Origin of the sequence: Lysobacter sp. Root690 (genome assembly GCF_001427785.1) — a bacterium.
Lineage (GTDB): Bacteria > Pseudomonadota > Gammaproteobacteria > Xanthomonadales > Xanthomonadaceae > Lysobacter.
This window is the reverse complement of sequence record NZ_LMHM01000012.1, coordinates 923,451-939,346: the sequence shown is the minus strand read 5'-3', so window position 1 is coordinate 939,346 and position 15,896 is coordinate 923,451. Positions and strand designations below refer to the sequence as shown.

Sequence of the window (15,896 nt, the reverse complement as noted above, 5' to 3'; positions counted from 1 at the left end):
TGTTCTCGCGGGTCAGCGGCTTCGCAGCGCTGGATGAACTGCGCGGCTTCAGGCTCAAGCAAAGTCAGATGGGCTGAAGTAAGGCAGATCCCGCATTGGCGGGAATGGCGGTTTGGGCGATGCATGCATACCCATCGACTCCAGATTTCGCCAACCGCCCAATCGCGACATCGAAATCCCTGCCAAGCAATACGCACCCCCGCTAGAATGCGCCCATGAGCGACTTCGACCGCGTACGTGAGTATCTATCCGGCCTGCAGGACCGCCTGTGCGCCGCCATCGAACACGCGGACGGCGAAGCCCGCTTCGCCGAAGATATATGGCAGCGCCCTGAGGGCGGCGGCGGCCGCACCCGCATCCTGCGCGGCGGCAAGGTGTTTGAGCAGGCCGGTATCGGCTTCTCCGACGTCTCGGGCACGAAACTGCCGCCGTCGGCGACCGCCGCGCGGCCGGAACTGGCCGGCGCCTCGTGGCGCGCGGTCGGCGTGTCGCTGGTGTTCCATCCGAACAATCCCTACCTGCCCACCACCCACGCCAACGTGCGCCACTTCCGCGCGATGCGCGACGGCGAGACGGTGGCGTGGTGGTTCGGCGGCGGCTTCGACCTGACGCCGTTCTATCCCTTCGACGAAGACGTGCGCCACTGGCACCGCACCGCGCGGACCTTGTGCGAACCGTTCGGCGGCGAGGAGCGCTACCAGGCGCACAAGCGCTGGTGCGACGAGTATTTCTTCCTCAAGCACCGCAACGAGACCCGCGGTGTCGGCGGGCTGTTCTTCGACGACCTGCACGGCGATTTCGAACGCGACTTCGCCTATCAGCGCGCGGTCGGCGACGGCTTTCTCGATGCCTATCTGCCGTTGGTCGAACGCCGCCGCGACACGCCGTACGGCGAGCGCGAGCGGCAGTTCCAGCTGTACCGGCGCGGCCGCTACGTCGAATTCAATCTGGTGTTCGACCGCGGCACCTTGTTCGGCCTGCAATCGGGCGGTCGCACCGAATCGATCCTGATGAGCCTGCCGCCGCTGGTGCGCTGGGAATACGGCTTCAGCCCCGAGGCCGACAGCGACGAGGCGAAGCTGGCGCAGTATCTGGTCCCGCGCGATTGGCTGGGCGAAGCCGAAAGCTGAGCACCCGCGCCGCGTAGCTCCGTATCCCGCTGTAGGAGCTGCGCAAGCTGCGACCGCGAGATCACAGCGGCGTCGTATGCGCGATGTCGCGGTCGCAGCTTGCGCAGCTCCTACAGGCGCTATCGCAGTGACGTCCGAGCCTGGCTACTTCGCCTTGTTCAAGATCGTGATGTGCCCGTTGGTCTCCAGCATCGCCAGGCCGATGTGGTCGATCTCGTCGCAATCGTTCTCGCGCATCGCCTTCTCGAAATCGGCGCGGCTGACGAGTTCGCGACGCAGCACGTTGCGGAACACATGGCCGTCGCGCGCCAGCACCACCGGCTCGCCTTCCAGCGCGCGCTCGGCGCGCGCGCTGCGCGCGGCGACATAGCCGACCGTCCAGTTCAGCACGATCAAGGTCGCCGCCAGGATCAATCCGCCGGTGACCGAGTTGTCGGAGCCCAGCAAGGCGTTCTGCACCGCGTTGCCGAGCAGCACCACCAGCAGCATGTCGAACGAGGTGAACTGGCCCATCGAGCGTTTGCCCGATACCCGGATCATGCCCAGCAGCACGAAGTAGACGATGCAGGCGCGCACCAGGTACTCCCACCACGGCATCGACAGATGAAAGGCGTCGGACATCGGGCGGGCTCCAGGGGCGGGTAGTGAGCGCGATTGTGGCGCGTGTGTACGTGCAACGCGCGTCACGGCCGATGCGACCGCCGTACCGCGCGCCTGGCGATCGCAGGCGACCACGCCGATCACGGGCGACGAAGACCGGAGCGCGAAACCGCCGCCGTCACGCTTCCGCACACCGCGCCGCGCCGACAGCCGCTGGTATTTGCAACATCCGCCCCGCGCCCGCAGAATGCGCACGCTTCGCCCGCCCCAGCGCTCAGCGCACCGACAGCCAGCGGAAGCCTTCCCCTTATCGCACCCACCCCGACCGGCCTCTCACGGCCCGGCCGCGCGGCGCTGCGCCTGACCCGAAGGATCGCCCGCTCATGTCCGTCACCGTCTCCCGTCCGCTGCGCCCGGCCGCCCTCGCCTGCGCCCTACTCGCCTGCGCGCCGTTCGCCGGCGCCGTCCACGCCGCCGACAGCGGCGACTCCGCACGCACCCTGGATTCGATCACCGTCGTCGCCGAACGCGAGCCGGGCAACTTCGACCTCGACCGCGGCGAGATCGAACTGACCCAAGCCTCGGACCTGAGCGACCTGCTGTCGAACGAATCGGGCGTGGCCGTCGGCGGCGGCTCGCCGGTGGCGCAGAAGGTCTACGTGCGCGGCTTCGAAGACACCATGCTCAACGTGACCATCGACGGCGCGCAGGAACCGGCCGAGCTGTATCACCACCAGACCCGGGTGCAGATCGAACCCGAATTCATCAAGTCGATCGAACTCGATGCCGGCGCGGGCGCGGCCACCCAGGGCGCCGGCGCGCTGACCGGCGCGATGCGCGTGCGCACCCGCGACGCCTTCGACCTGCTGCGCCCAGGCCAGGACGCCGGCTTCCTGATCAAGGGCGCGGCCGGCGGCAACAGCAGCAAGGGCGTGCTCGCCGGTTACGGACGCCTGTCGGATCATCTCGGCGTGCTGGCGACCTACGTCTACCAGGACGGCGGCGACTACGAAGACGGCCACGGCGACCGGGTCAAGCCGACCGCGTTCGAACACGAGCGCGCCCAGTTCAAGCTCAGCGGCGTGTTCGACGCGCACAGCTTCGACCTGTCGGCCGAGCACCTCGACGACACCGGCACGTACTACGAACGGCCGCACATGACCAACTTCACCGGCCGCTACATCCTGTCCGATCACCAGATGCGTCGCGACACCGTGTCCTACGAACACCGCTTCGATCCCGAAGGCGACGCGGTCGATGCGCGCTTCACCGCCTACCGCACCCGCAGCAGCTACGAGAACCGCCGCAACACCACCGGCATCCTCTACAGCTGGGGCGAGCAGACCAGCACCGGCATGGACCTGCGCAACACCTCGACCTGGGACGCGCTGTCGCTGACCTACGGCCTCGATTACCGCGGCGACCGCCTGCACGCGCGCCAGCAGGCCACGCCACCGCCGTTCTGGGGCCGCACCGAGCAGACCGCGCGGGTGTTCGGCGCGTACGCACAGGGCCGCTGGACGCCGTCGCCGCAGTGGACGCTGTCGGCCGGCCTGCGTTACGACGACTACCGCCACGAGGGCAAGTCGGGCGTCAGCGCAGGTGCGAAGAACAGCGAAGCCAAGGCCAGCCCCAACGCCTCGATCGAATGGACCCCGATCGAGCCGCTGACCTTCCGCTTGGCCTATTCGGAAGCCTTCCGTGGCGTCACCATCCGCGAAGCTTTCTTCAGCGCGCTGTACACCCACCGCGGCGACCTGGATGGCGAGCAGGCCGACAACATCGAATTCGGCGTGTCCTGGGAGAAGGACGGCTACTTCGCCCGCGCCACCGGGTATCGCCAGCGCATCGAGAACTATATTTCCGCGGTCTACGACGGCGGCGCGGCCTGGGGCTATTGGGAAAACATCGGCACCGCCAAGGTCGAGGGCTACGAGGCCGAGATCGGCAAGCGCTGGCAGCGCATGGGCGTCAGCGTCGGCGTGTGGAATTCCGACAACACCTTCGACGACCGCCCGCTCAACGACGCCGACCTCGGCCTGGGCACCAGCATCGGTCGCACCTGGACCGCACGCTTCGACTGGCAGCCCGCGTCGCAGCACGCCAACTACGCGGTGCGCGCGCGCCTGGTCGAAGACGAGCGCAACTCGATCGCGCCGACCGCGCCGGACAAGCCCGGCTACGCGGTGGTGGACGTGATGGCGAACTGGAACCTGCTCGGCGACGACCGGCTCAAGCTGAGCGCGGCGGTCAACAACCTGTTCGACCGGTTCTACTACGACCACGGCACCTACGGTTACCAGGCCGGCTCGGGCACGTATATCGGCTTCCCGTCGCCGGGACGCGAGTTGTCGGTGTCGTTGACGTATCGGTTCTAAGTAATTCTAAATTCTGCGTAGTCGATGACGCCCGGGTATGCCGGGCGTCTGGTTTGTTTATCTCGTTGGGTTGGCTTAATGCCTATTAGTGGCTAGCCAACGAACCGAAGCGACGGATTACCCGCAGCGACATCCCTACCTGACGTCATTCCCGCGAACGCGGGCTCCGCTTTTATTTCGGCGGAGCCGAACATCCAGCGACTTTGCTCTATGAGTGCGAGCGCTCGCGTAAGACTTCGTACGCTTTCGCGAAAGTCACTGGATTCCCGCGTTCGCGGGAATGACGGCTTGGGAGATTGCGGGTGTGCCCGTCACTACGGCGCTCGAGCATCCAGCGCCATGCGCAGGCCGCTAACGCAGTCCTCTGCGACGCTTATGCACGCATGCGCCAGAACCAACACGGTGCTCAACTGAGTACCCAAACAAAAAGCCGCCCTGCACAGCAAGGCGGCTTTCGGCGACACAAATAAAAAGCCCCGCAGGCAGGGGGGGCCGGCGGGGCTGGTGGAGCGTGCCCTGGGGAGGGGGCGTTCGCTCCGGGGGATCACTCCAGGGGAGGGAGAGATCGGCGACAGACGTTGCATCTGTCGCGACCTATATGACCACCTGGCACATGGATAGTTCGTGAAGATCAGAGTTAATAAATTGTTGGATTCAGGACCGATTCATTCTACCAAACCCAGCAAAATCAACGCTTTCACGATATTTAATGCGCTTCGTCCCAGTTAATACCGATACCGGTGTCAACAACCAGAGGAACGCGAAGTGTGGCCGCGGTCGCCATCCGCTGTGTGGCCTGCGCGATCAAAGTATCGGCGAATGCGCTATCGACCTCGAATACCAGTTCGTCGTGCACCTGCAGGATCATCTTGGCACTGTCGGCGTGCTGTGACAGCCAGCCGTCGATGTCGATCATCGCGCGCTTGATGATGTCGGCCGCGGTGCCCTGCATCGGTGCGTTGATCGCGGCGCGTTCAGCGCCCGCGCGCAGGCCTTGGTTCGACGCCTTGATGTTCTCCAGATACAGGCGACGGCCGAACACGGTTTCGACATAGCCCTTGTCGCGCGCATCCTGACGCGTGCGCTCCATGAAATCGCGCACACCCGGATAACGGCTGAAATACAGGGCGATGTAATCCTGCGCCTCGCCGCGGCCGATGCCGAGCTGACGCGCCAGACCGAACGCGCTCATGCCGTACATCAGACCGAAGTTGATCGCCTTGGCCGCGCGCCGTTCGTTCGAGCTGACCTCTTCCAGCGATTTCTTGCCGAACACTTCGGCCGCGGTCGCGCGATGCACGTCGGCGCCGGATTCGAACGCGCGCACCAGGCCCGGGTCTTCCGACAGGTGGGCCATGATCCGCAGTTCGATCTGCGAGTAATCGCAGGCGACCAGACGCCGGCCTTCCGGCGCGACGAAAGCGCGGCGAATGCGTCGGCCGTCGTCGGTGCGGATCGGAATGTTCTGCAGGTTCGGATCGCTCGACGCCAGGCGTCCGGTCGCCGCGCCGGCCTGGTGATAACTGGTGTGGACGCGGCCGGTGTGCGGATTGACCATCTCCGACAGTTTGTCGGTGTAGGTGCTGCGCAGTTTCGCCAAGCCGCGGTATTCCAAAATCACCCGCGGCAGTTCGTGCTGATCGGCGATCGCTTCGAGCGCTTCTTCGTTGGTGCTCGGCTGGCCGGTCGGGGTCTTCACCAGCACCGGCAGCTTGAGTTCGTCGAACAGCAACGCCTGCAACTGCTTGGGCGAATCCAGGTTGAAGGTGCGCCCGGCGAGTTCGGTGGCCTTGATCTGCGCGGCGAGCATGCGCTTGCCCAGGTCCTGCGATTGCCGGCGCAGTTCGTCGCCGTCGATCATCACTCCGTTGGCCTCGATGCGTTCGAGCACCGGGACCAGCGGCATTTCGATCTCGCGGTAGACCTTTTCCAGTTCCGGCTCGGCGGCCAGACGCGCGCCGAGCACGCGGTGCAGGCGCAAGGTCACGTCGGCGTCTTCGGCGGCGTACTTGGTCGCATCGTCGAGGGCGACCTGCGAGAACAGGATCTGCTTGGCGCCCTTGCCGGCGACATCGGCATACTTGATCGTGTCGTAGCCCAGGTAACGCTTGGCCAGCGAATCCATGTCGTGACGGCTGCCGGTGGCGTTGTAGACGAAGCTCTCCAGCATGGTGTCGTCGGCGTAACCGAGCACGTCCACGCCATGCCGGCGCAGGACGTGCAGATCGTACTTGCCGTGCTGGCCGAGCTTACGCCGCGCCGGATCGGCGAACACCGGCCGCAACGCATCGAGCACGGCCTGGCGATCGAGCTGCGCCGGCACGCCGGGATAATCGTGGGCCAGCGGGATATACACCGCGCGGCCGGGTTCGGTCGCGAAACTCAACCCGACCAGGTTGGCCATCATCGGATCGAGCGAATCGGTTTCGCTGTCGAACGCGAATTCCTCGCTCGATTGCAGCGCCGCGACCAGCGCGTCGAGCTGCGGCTGGGTCACGATCGCCTCGTATTCGCCCTTGGCCGACAGCGCCGCGTCCGGCGTTTCGCCGGCCGCGTTGGAACGCGCATGGCCGGCGGCGGTCGCGCGCAGGCCGGCGCGGTCGGCGGCGATCTCGTTCGCCGTGGTGTTGGCGCTGCCCTCGATATCGCGCAGCGCCTGCTTGAAGCCGTAGCGCGCGTACAGCGTACGCAACGCCTCGGTGTCGCGCTCGCGCAGGGCGAGCTGCTGCGGGCCGCGGTCGAGTTCGACGTCGGTCTTGATCGTGGTCAACTCGCGATTGAGCGGCAGGCGGCCGAGCACCGCGCGCAGGTTCTCGCCGATCTTGCCCTTGATCTGATCGGCGTGTTCGATCACGCCCTCCAGGGTGTCGTACTCGGCCAGCCATTTGGCCGCGGTCTTCGGCCCGCACTTCTCCACGCCGGGCACGTTGTCGACGCTGTCGCCCATCAGCGACAGAAAGTCGACGATCTGATTCGGGCGCACGCCGAACTTGGCGATCACCGCTTCGTCGGAATCCATGCGGCTGCCGCTCATGGTGTTGACCAGCACCACGCCGGGCCGCACCAGTTGGGCGAAGTCCTTATCACCGGTGGAAATGGTGACGTCGATCGCATCGCCGGCCGCGCGCAGCGCGAGGGTGCCGATCACATCGTCCGCCTCGACCCCGTCGATGCGCAGGATCGGAATGCCCAGGGCCTCGACGATCTCGCACATCGGCAGCACCTGGGCGCGCAGGTCGTCAGGCATCGGCGGGCGATTGGCCTTGTACTGCGGGTCCAGGTCGTCGCGGAAGGTCTTGCCGGGCGCGTCGACCACGAAGGCCACGTAGTCGGGCCGTTCGGCCAGGGTCGAGCGCAGCATGTTGACCACGCCGAACAGCGCGCCGGTGGGCTCGCCGGCGTCGTTGGTCAACGGCGGCAGCGCATGGAAGGCGCGGTAGAGGTAGCTGGAACCATCTATCAGGACGAGTCTTTTCATGCCCGCGATTCTACGCTGCCCGGTCGCCGGGTCTGCGAATGCGGGCCGTTCGTGGCCGATGAATGCGGCTCGATGCGCGACGCGGCCGGACCGCCAAACCGATGCACACGCTTAACGCAACCGCGGCGTATGCTGGCGGCCTGATACACGGAGATTCGCCATGCGCGCCCCACTCGCATCGCCGCACGCCCGCCTGCGCCGCCTCGCCCCCGTCCTGACCGCCCTCGTGGCCGCCGCCCTGATGGCCGGCTGCGCCAGCATGGGCGGCGCGACCGACGACCCCACCGCCGCGCTCAAGGGCGCGGAGGTCTACACCCGCAGCGTCGAGAACGGCGACACCGTCGAGGAATACCGGGTCGGCGGCCAGCTGCGCGCGGTCAAGGTCACCCCGTCGCGCGGCCCGGTCTATTACCTGGTCGACAACGACGGCGACGGCCGCCTCGACAGCAGCAAGGGCGAGGGCACGGTCTCGCCGGTGTATTACAAACTCTTCAGTTGGTGATGTGCGGCTGGCCGTGGCCGACGCGCTGTCGTCAGCTGCCGTAGCCGTTTCATGGCGCGCCGGCGTTGCGCCAGTGCGCCGCTCCCGTTTCTGATCGGATCTCTCCGATCCGACCCCTTCGCTCCCACGTCTCTTTTCCGCAATGACAACCGCCGAAATCCGCACCATCGTCGGCGACACCGAACTGCGCGCGGTATGGCCGGTGGTGTCGCAACTGCGCCCCGAATTCGACGAAGCTCGCTTCCTCGCCCAGATGCACCGCCAGATCGCCGAGGGCTGTCGCGCGACGGTGGCCTACGACGCCCAAGGCGTGCCGCGCGCGTTCGCGTGCTGGCGGGTGATGGAGATGCTGGCGGTCGGATTGCACGTCTACGTCGACGACCTGATCACCGACGAAGCCGTGCGCGGCCAGGGCTACGGCAAGGCGATGCTGGACTGGCTCAAGGCCGAGGCCAAGCGACTGGGCTGCGTGCGGCTGCAACTGGACTCCGGCACGCACCGGCAGGACGCGCATGCGTTCTATCTGCGCGAGCGGTTGCGGATCGAGGCGTTTCATTTTGGGGTGAAGCTGGATTAGGGGCGTGGGTCGCAGGAGGTCGGATGGCTCGCTGATTGTTGGCGATGAATTGCCGGCGTTCCGCGGGGGCGTTGGACTTCGTATGCCTTCTTGCGGTTGCGTCGGCTGTTCAACCGCCGACGATGCCTGAATCAACGAAGCCACCATCTGTTGCCCACTTTGGAAAAGGGGGCAAGCGCCCGGCGTAGCTTGTGAACCGAAAGAAATTGGAGCGCGGGGGATTTGCTTTTCGCGTCGCCGACAGTTGATTCGGCCGGTCTTGCGGGGAAAAGCAAATCCCCCCTAGCCCCCCCCTTTTTCAAAGGGGGGAGCGGTAACGCGGCGAGACAGAGGAATCGATGCGCTTACTCGGTACGCGCCGCTGCACCCGTGTCGCTTGACTGCAAAGCCACTCCAGCCGCCGCCTTCTCCACCTGCGGCCGATTGCGATACCGCTCGAACCACCCCAGCGTATTGAGCACCTGCGCCAAGGTCTCGCTCGGCCGCGCGCCGATGCCGTGCGAGGCGCCGGGGATGCGGATCATCGCGCTGTCGACGCGGTGCAGCTTGAGCGCGGTGTAGTACTGCTCGGTCTCCGAGATCGGCGTGCGGTAGTCGCTTTCGCCGGTGATCAGCATGGTCGGGGTGGTGACGTTGCCGACATAGGCCAGCGGCGAGCGCTTCCAGTAGTTTTCCTGCGCCTGCCACGGCGGGCCGGGGAACCAGTGCTGGGTGATGTAGGACGGGCCGTCGGAAGTCAGCGCGAAACTCGTCCAGTTGATCACCGGTTTGGCCACCACCGCGGCGCGGAAACGATCGGTGTGGCCGACGATCCACGCGGTCAGCACGCCGCCGCCGGAACCGCCGGTGACATATAGCTGCTGCGGATCGACATAACCCTCGGCGATGGTCGCATCGACCGCGCTGATCAGATCGTCGTAGTCGTGGCTCGGATAGTTTTGGTGGATGTGATCGGCGAAGGCCTGGCCGTAACTGGTGCTGCCGCGCGGGTTGACGTACAGCACGACATAGCCGGCGGCGGCGTACAACTGGGTTTCCACGGCGAAACGCGGGCCGTAGTTCGCATACGGGCCGCCATGGATTTCCAGCAGCAGCGGATAACGCTTGCCGGCTTCGAACTGCGGCGGTTTGACGATCCAGCCCTGCACCGACAAGCCGTCGGCCGACGACTTGGTCCACAAGGTTTCGACTTCGCCCAGGCGCTTGCGCGCGAGCGAGTCGGCATTGAGATCGGTCAAGACCCGCGACTTGCCGCCGCGCGCCACCACCGCCACGTCGGCCATGCGCGACGCGCTGCCGTGGGTGTAGGCGACACGACCGCCGCCGACCGAAAAACTGCCGCCCGGATAAGGCCGGCCGACCGCGGTGCCGCCGACATCGTCGCTGACCGATTCGACCGCGCCACCGCTCGCCGCGATCCAGCCCAGATGGCTCACGCCTTCGCGGTCGTAGCCGAAATACAGCCCGCGCCCTTGGCTGTCCCAACGCGGGTTCTCGATCTCGTAGTCGAACCGCTCGGTCAACGCGCGCGAAGCACCGCTGTCGAGATCGAGCACGTACAGATGCGCGACCTGATAGCCGAGCTTGCGATCGTCGTAGCCCACATAAGCCAGCTGGCGCCCGTCCGGCGACAAGGTCGGCGATACGTCCGGACCGCGCCGGTCGGTCAGCGCCACGGTCGCGCCGCTGGCCACGTCGACTCGGTAGATGTCCTGATCGATCGGGTGGTACTCGGCCTCGGGGCCGCGATTGGACACCACGTACAGCGAGCGCCCGTCGCGACTCCACACCGGGGTGGATTCGTAATCGAAATCGCCCTGGGTGACCTGGCGCGGCGTGCCGCCGTCGGCCGGCATCACGAACACGTGCTCGTAGCCGGGCTTGAGATAGCCGGCGCCGTCGGCGCGGTAGTTCATCCGGTCGATCAGCTTGACCGCGTCGGCCCACTGCGCGCCCTCGGGCTTGTCCGGCAGCTTCGCCAGCGGCGTGGTGTCGGCGGCGACGTGCTGGGTGAACGCGATCCAGCGCCCGTCCGGCGACCACGCCAGGTTCGACGGACCTTCGCTCAGGCGGCTGATCGGCGACTGCTGGCCGCTGTCCATCCAGCGCACCCAGATCTGCGCCGAACCGTCGCGGTCCGACACCCAGGCGATGCGATCGCCGCTCGGAGACCACACCGCGGCGCCGTCGCCGTACGCGCCGCTGGTCAGCGGCCGCTGCTTGCCGCTGTCGGTTTCGATCAGCCACAGATTGCTGCGCCGACGGTCCTTCATGATGTCGAAGAACTTGCGCTGATAGACGATGCGACGGCCGTCGGGCGACATCGACGGCGCGTCGGCCCATTCCAGATCGAACAGATCCTTGGGTTGCAGGTTGCGCGGATCACTGTGCAGATCGGCAGCTTGCGCTGGACAGAAAGACAACGGCAGCACGCACAAGGCGAGCGCGGCGGCGAAGACGAAACGTACGGACATCGGTGGGTCCCGTTCGGCAGGCATGAAACCGCAGCCTAGGCCGTCGGCGGCCGCCGCTCCCAGTGTCGTTGGTCGTGCCCGGGCGCCTGCACGGCCCGGCGGCACACGCGCGCGACGCAATGGGCTGTTAGGGTGGCCCGAGTCCACAGGGGGACGGCATAAGGAGGATGTCGATGGCTCATGCTCGTGCATTGCATCGTGTCGCCGCCGGCTGGCTGGCCGTCGGTCTGGCCCTGCTGCTCGCCGGCTGCGGCGAACCCGCCGCGAACGTGTCGGCGCCCAAGCCCTACGACCGGCTGGGCGTCCACGTGCAGCTTCCGGGCAACTGGAAAGTCAGCGACGACCAGCGCGTCGCCGGCTCGCATTACCTGACCGTGGAAAGCCCCGGCTCGGCGATCTTCATCGCGATCGTGCAGGCCGACCGCGGGCTGGAACTGGAAACCTTCGCCCGCGATTTTTCCGCCGAGGCCGACAAGCAGACACCGTCGGTGCTGCGCCGCGAAACCCGTTTCGACCTGTCGGGCTTCACCGAAGGCACGATCCGCGAGCACTACACCGTGAGCCTGGCCGGAGTGAAGGTTCCGCACTTGCGCGAGTACCGCAAGATCACCGGCGCGCATCGCAGCGCGTTCCTGATCACCCAGAGCGCGGACGAGGACCTGGCCCAGACTCAGCCGGGCTTCGATTTACTGGTGAAGTCGTTCAAGCTCACCGACCGGTGAAGCAGGAACGAATGCAGAGGAGTGAGGACCGAGTAAGGGCCGCTGTTACTCGTTCCTCACTCCTCCGCACTCTTTTCTCTGGACCCTCAGCCCGAGCAGCGGCTGCGCAACCCCAAGGCCCGAGCCACATCGCGCCAGTCGAACGCGCCGACCGCCTGATCGTCGTGAACCGCATAGAACACGCCGTCGGGGAAACGTACCGAGCCGTTCTGCTGCAGCCACACGCCGTCGGTGTTACCGACGGTCTTGCCGGCGAAAGCGCCCAGGTGGCGCAGGCTGGCGCGGTCGAACACATGGAACACGCTGCGATCCTTAAACTGATCGGTGGCAATCCAGTAACCGCTGCCGTCGTCGCACTGCCACAACGCGATGCCTTCGGCCTGGGCCTTGAACAGGCCCTGGCCGATGGTCTGGCCGCGATAACGGCCGTCGAGACTGTAGTCGCGCACCGCGGTGCCGGTGGCGAGATCTTCCTCGGCGATCAGCAGGCGGTCGTGGGCGGGGTCGCCCCAGATCGACTCGGGCACGCGGATCGCGCCGGCCGCGCTGGTGTCGCCGAATGCGGCGACGTGTTGCGCGACGGGCGTCGCGCCGTCGAGTTGCAGGCGATATCGCTGCATGCGCCGGCCGAGCTGCTCCAGCGGCGGCGGAATTTCGTTGCCGTCCGCGTCTTCGCCTGCCATGTAGGCATCGGTGACGATCACTTCCAGTTGCTGCGGGCCTAGCGCGCGCACCCACAGCCCATACGGCTGTTGCAGTTGCTGCTGGCCGAAACTCATCAGTGCGCGCAGTTGCGGCGCGCGCGTGTCGGCGACTCCGACCGCGCGGCTGGTCGCGGCCGGCATCGACAGCGACAGCACCTGCACGCGGCGGTTGTCGCGTTCGACCACGAACGCCAGATCGCCGAGCACGGCGATGCCGTTGGGCCGGCGGAATTCGCCGAGCGCATCGCCTTCGCGGCCGAAGCGGCCGATCGCGCGGCCGTCGTCGCCGTCGTAGATCGTCAGCGCCCCGCCCTGTTTGGCCGTCGCCAGCAGCCACAAGCGGCCGTTCGACGCGCGCCACACCGCGGGCGAATCGATATTGTCCCGCGGCGTGGCCGGGGTCACGAAGGCTTCTTCGACCACCTGATGCGCGACGCCGGCCCGCGACAGCAAAGGATCGGCGTCGGCGCGCTCATCGGGCTCGCGCTTGTCGGGCGCGCGCTCGACCAGCGGCGTGGACGGATCGGACACACGCGGCGTCTCGGGCGTCGCGCAAGCGGACAGCGCCAGTAATACCGGCACCAGGACGGACACACATACAGTTGAACGCATCGGCGTGCTCGAATTCACAGGATTCCCCAGCGGCTGTTATAGAACCGTCACATGCATAATTGATGACAGACCGCGCGACGGCGACCAACGCAAAAGCCATAAAGTGCGCCGGCCGTCATCGTCCTGCCATTGCCCGGACTTACAACGTTCGCCATCTCTTCACCGGCGAACACCATGCGCAGTCCGCGACGTCCCACGCTCCACCATCGCGCACTCAGCGCCGCGCTGCTGGCCGCGCTCGCCGGCCCGGCGCTCGCGATCGATACGGTCGCGCCCGCCGGCCCCGGTGGCGCGAGCGAAGTGGCGACCGAGCTCGATCGCGTCACCGTCACCGGCGATATCGCTTACCGCGACCGCAGTGACGCGACCGCGCCGACCCTGAGCTACGGTCTGGACTATTTCCAGCGCTTCGAACCGCTGACCGTGGGCGACATGCTCAAGCGCGTGCCGAGCGTAGGTTTCGTGTCCGACGTGCTCGAATTCGACGGCGCACGCCTGCGCGGCCTGGATCCGGGCTACACCCAGATCCTGATCAACGGCAAGAAAGTACCCGGCGCCGGCGGCGATCGTTCGTTCTATGTCGACCGCATTCCGGCCGAACTGGTCGAACGCATCGAAATCATCCGCAGCCCCAGCGCGAACCGCTCCGGCGATGCGGTCGCCGGTGCGCTCAACATCGTCCTGCGCGACGCCTATCAATTCGACGGTGGTTATCTGCGCGCCGGCGCGGCGTATTTCGACGACGACGAGGTCAAGCCGGTGTTCGGCGCGGTCGGCAGCGGCGATGTCGCCGGCGGCCGCCTGCTCGGCGGCGTCAACGTGCAGGGCCGGCACAACCCCAAGCGCAAGCGCAGCGATCGCTTCGACGCGCCCGGCGGCGATTTCGTCGACCGCGAAGATCAGAGCGACGTGCGCGACGGCACCGACTACTCCGGCAACCTGTCCTACAGCCGCGAGATCGGCACCGGCAAGCTGAGCCTGGACGGTTTCTATGTGCGTACCGACCGCACCGAGACCGAGCATTCGCTGGAGTACAACGATCCGGCCAGCCGCGCGCGCGATAATCTGCTGTCGGTCAACGATCAGAACGTCGACATCAAGCAGCGCAACGCCACGCTCAATGCGAGCTACGCCTTCGACATGGCCGGCGGCCGCAGCGAGATCGACCTTGGCTATGCGCGCTTCGACGACAAGCGCTTCGACACCGAGCAGGAGATCGGCTACGACGACGAGGACACGCCGCCCTCGTTCGACGGCTTCGAAGGCACTCGCATCCTCGGCGATACACGCGACAGCGAGCTGAGCTTCAAGCTCGCGCATACCCGCGCGCTCGGCGCGGCGAAGATGGAATTCGGCGTGGACGGGCTGGACAAGCGTCGCAAGACTTCATTGCGCACCAGTGAGGTCGAAGCCGAAGAGGAAGGCGAGCCGCTAGCGCCCTACGAGGATTTCAGCCGCCAGCGCAGTCGCATCGAAGAGCGCCGGATCGATCCGTATCTGATGTTCTCCGGCAAGCACGAACGGATCGACTGGGAAACCGGCCTGCGTTACGAGACCACGCGCTCGAAGATCGTCAGTAGCGCCGAAGACGGCGACGACAACCGCCGCGACCAGAAGGATTACGGCCTGCTGCTGCCGTCGGCGCATCTGCGCTACAACCTGACCGAGCACGATCGGCTCAGCGCATCGCTCGCGCGCACCGTGCGCCGGCCGAATTTCGATCAACTGCTGCCGCTGACTTTGGAAGAGGAATACGGCGATAACGATTTTCTCGGCAATCCCAGCCTGCGGCCGGAAACCGCGTGGGGTCTGGACCTGGGCTACGAGCACCGGCTCGGCAAGCGCGGCGTGGTCGGGATCAACCTGTTCTACCGCAAGGTCCGCGACCTGATCGAAATCGTCGGCACCGGCCGGCCGAGCGCGACCGCGCTGGACGATCACGAGGATGCGATCGAAGATTTTCTCGACGAGAATCCGGGCGCCGGCCCGGGCACGCCGGGTTATCCGGTGCTGGATCCGGACAGCTTCGTGTTCACCGCCGCCAACGTCGGCGACGCGCGCGTGTATGGCGCTGAGTTCGACCTATCCACACCGCTGACCGCGCTGGGCCTGCCGGATACCGGCGTGTTCCTCAATTACTCATGGCTGGACAGCGAAGTCGACGACGATTTCGGCCGGCGCCGTTTCAACAACCAGCCCAGTTCGGTGCTCAACGTCGGTTTCATCCAGGACTTGCCGTCGCTGGGGATGTCGTTCGGCGCAAGCTATCGGCGCCAGGGCGATGCCTATGCGCGCGTGCTCGGCGAGGAAGTGTCGACCCATTACGGCGCCGATCTGGAGGCCTTCATCGAGAAGCGCTTCGGCTCGCGGGTGGCGGTGCGGTTGACCGGTTCGAACCTGTTGAACGCTTCGAAGGATGAGGCGTTCCACAAGTTCAATACGCTGGCTGAGCAGTTGGATCGCGAGTACGACGAGTATGAGCGGGAAAGCGAGAAGGCTGGGCGGGTGTATCAGGTGGTTGTGCGGCATGCGTTTTGAGGGATGAAGGTTGAGGGAGTGACGGACCGATCGATCGATGGATCGATGGACCTATGGATCGGCGAAAATCTCATACTCAACTTCACGCTCATTTCCATCAATCGCGCATTCTTCCACTCGTCATTCCCGCGAACACGAGCGAACGACGCAAACCAGTCGCTGCCGCGTCAGGTTGGCCGCA

The 15,896-nt window shown here is 66.2% G+C and carries 10 protein-coding genes; 6 read left to right on the top strand and 4 right to left on the bottom strand.

All coding sequences use genetic code 11. From position 1 onward, the window contains the following. The first annotated feature begins 215 nt into the window (after nt 1-215). Nucleotides 216-1,130: an oxygen-dependent coproporphyrinogen oxidase gene (gene hemF, locus ASD86_RS11875; RefSeq protein ID WP_056110564.1), complete on the top strand. Its 915-nt coding sequence runs from the start codon at nt 216-218 to the stop codon at nt 1,128-1,130. Between the two features lie 144 nt (nt 1,131-1,274). Here hemF and ASD86_RS11870 read toward each other — a convergent pair whose 3' ends face one another. Then, the gene (locus tag ASD86_RS11870) at nt 1,275-1,751 is read right to left on the bottom strand and encodes a YetF domain-containing protein (RefSeq protein ID WP_056110561.1); all 477 of its coding nucleotides are present in this window, start codon (nt 1,749-1,751) and stop codon (nt 1,275-1,277) included. Between the two features lie 362 nt (nt 1,752-2,113). On the opposite strand from ASD86_RS11870, the gene ASD86_RS11865 reads away from it, so the two are divergent. Further along, the gene (locus ASD86_RS11865; protein ID WP_056110559.1) at nt 2,114-4,108 is read left to right on the top strand and encodes a TonB-dependent receptor; all 1,995 of its coding nucleotides are present in this window, start codon (nt 2,114-2,116) and stop codon (nt 4,106-4,108) included. A gap of 706 nt (nt 4,109-4,814) precedes the next feature. On the opposite strand, the gene polA is transcribed toward ASD86_RS11865, so the two are convergent. Beyond that, complete coding sequence (polA, locus tag ASD86_RS11860) at nt 4,815-7,586, bottom strand: DNA polymerase I (RefSeq protein WP_056110557.1); 2,772 nt, start codon at nt 7,584-7,586, stop codon at nt 4,815-4,817. A 241-nt stretch (nt 7,587-7,827) separates the two neighbouring features. Here polA and ASD86_RS11855 point away from each other — a divergent pair, with 241 nt between their 5' ends. Then, nucleotides 7,828-8,088: a DUF2782 domain-containing protein gene (locus tag ASD86_RS11855; RefSeq protein ID WP_056110750.1), complete on the top strand. Its 261-nt coding sequence runs from the start codon at nt 7,828-7,830 to the stop codon at nt 8,086-8,088. 142 nt (nt 8,089-8,230) lie between these two features. Beyond that, entirely contained in the window at nt 8,231-8,665 is a 435-nt protein-coding gene (locus tag ASD86_RS11850) for a GNAT family N-acetyltransferase (protein ID WP_056110556.1), read from the top strand. Between the two features lie 344 nt (nt 8,666-9,009). On the opposite strand, the gene ASD86_RS11845 is transcribed toward ASD86_RS11850, so the two are convergent. Then, nucleotides 9,010-11,139 carry a S9 family peptidase gene (locus ASD86_RS11845; RefSeq protein ID WP_082578282.1) on the bottom strand — a complete coding sequence of 710 codons (2,130 nt, stop codon included), beginning with the start codon at nt 11,137-11,139 and terminating at the stop codon, nt 9,010-9,012. Nucleotides 11,140-11,312: 173 nt separating this feature from the next. On the opposite strand from ASD86_RS11845, the gene ASD86_RS11840 reads away from it, so the two are divergent. Then, nucleotides 11,313-11,861: a hypothetical protein gene (locus ASD86_RS11840; protein WP_157476536.1), complete on the top strand. Its 549-nt coding sequence runs from the start codon at nt 11,313-11,315 to the stop codon at nt 11,859-11,861. An 86-nt stretch (nt 11,862-11,947) separates the two neighbouring features. On the opposite strand, the gene ASD86_RS11835 is transcribed toward ASD86_RS11840, so the two are convergent. Next, nucleotides 11,948-13,177 carry a phytase gene (locus ASD86_RS11835; RefSeq protein WP_082578281.1) on the bottom strand — a complete coding sequence of 410 codons (1,230 nt, stop codon included), beginning with the start codon at nt 13,175-13,177 and terminating at the stop codon, nt 11,948-11,950. Between the two features lie 174 nt (nt 13,178-13,351). On the opposite strand from ASD86_RS11835, the gene ASD86_RS11830 reads away from it, so the two are divergent. Next, complete coding sequence (locus ASD86_RS11830) at nt 13,352-15,715, top strand: TonB-dependent receptor (protein WP_056110552.1); 2,364 nt, start codon at nt 13,352-13,354, stop codon at nt 15,713-15,715. Nucleotides 15,716-15,896: the final 181 nt, after the last annotated feature.

Excerpts from the sequence above, each read along its gene's own strand:
- ASD86_RS11850 (WP_056110556.1), top strand. The coding sequence starts at position 8,231 with ATGACAACCGCCGAAATCCGCACCATCGTCGGCGACACCGAACTGCGC.
- ASD86_RS11840 (WP_157476536.1), top strand. The coding sequence starts at position 11,313 with ATGGCTCATGCTCGTGCATTGCATCGTGTCGCCGCCGGCTGGCTGGCC.
- ASD86_RS11855 (WP_056110750.1), top strand. The coding sequence starts at position 7,828 with ATGGCCGGCTGCGCCAGCATGGGCGGCGCGACCGACGACCCCACCGCC.
- ASD86_RS11865 (WP_056110559.1), top strand. The coding sequence starts at position 2,114 with ATGTCCGTCACCGTCTCCCGTCCGCTGCGCCCGGCCGCCCTCGCCTGC.
- polA (WP_056110557.1), bottom strand. The coding sequence starts at position 7,586 with ATGAAAAGACTCGTCCTGATAGATGGTTCCAGCTACCTCTACCGCGCC.
- ASD86_RS11870 (WP_056110561.1), bottom strand. The coding sequence starts at position 1,751 with ATGTCCGACGCCTTTCATCTGTCGATGCCGTGGTGGGAGTACCTGGTG.
- ASD86_RS11845 (WP_082578282.1), bottom strand. The coding sequence starts at position 11,139 with ATGTCCGTACGTTTCGTCTTCGCCGCCGCGCTCGCCTTGTGCGTGCTG.
- ASD86_RS11830 (WP_056110552.1), top strand. The coding sequence starts at position 13,352 with ATGCGCAGTCCGCGACGTCCCACGCTCCACCATCGCGCACTCAGCGCC.
- ASD86_RS11835 (WP_082578281.1), bottom strand. The coding sequence starts at position 13,177 with ATGCGTTCAACTGTATGTGTGTCCGTCCTGGTGCCGGTATTACTGGCG.
- hemF (WP_056110564.1), top strand. The coding sequence starts at position 216 with ATGAGCGACTTCGACCGCGTACGTGAGTATCTATCCGGCCTGCAGGAC.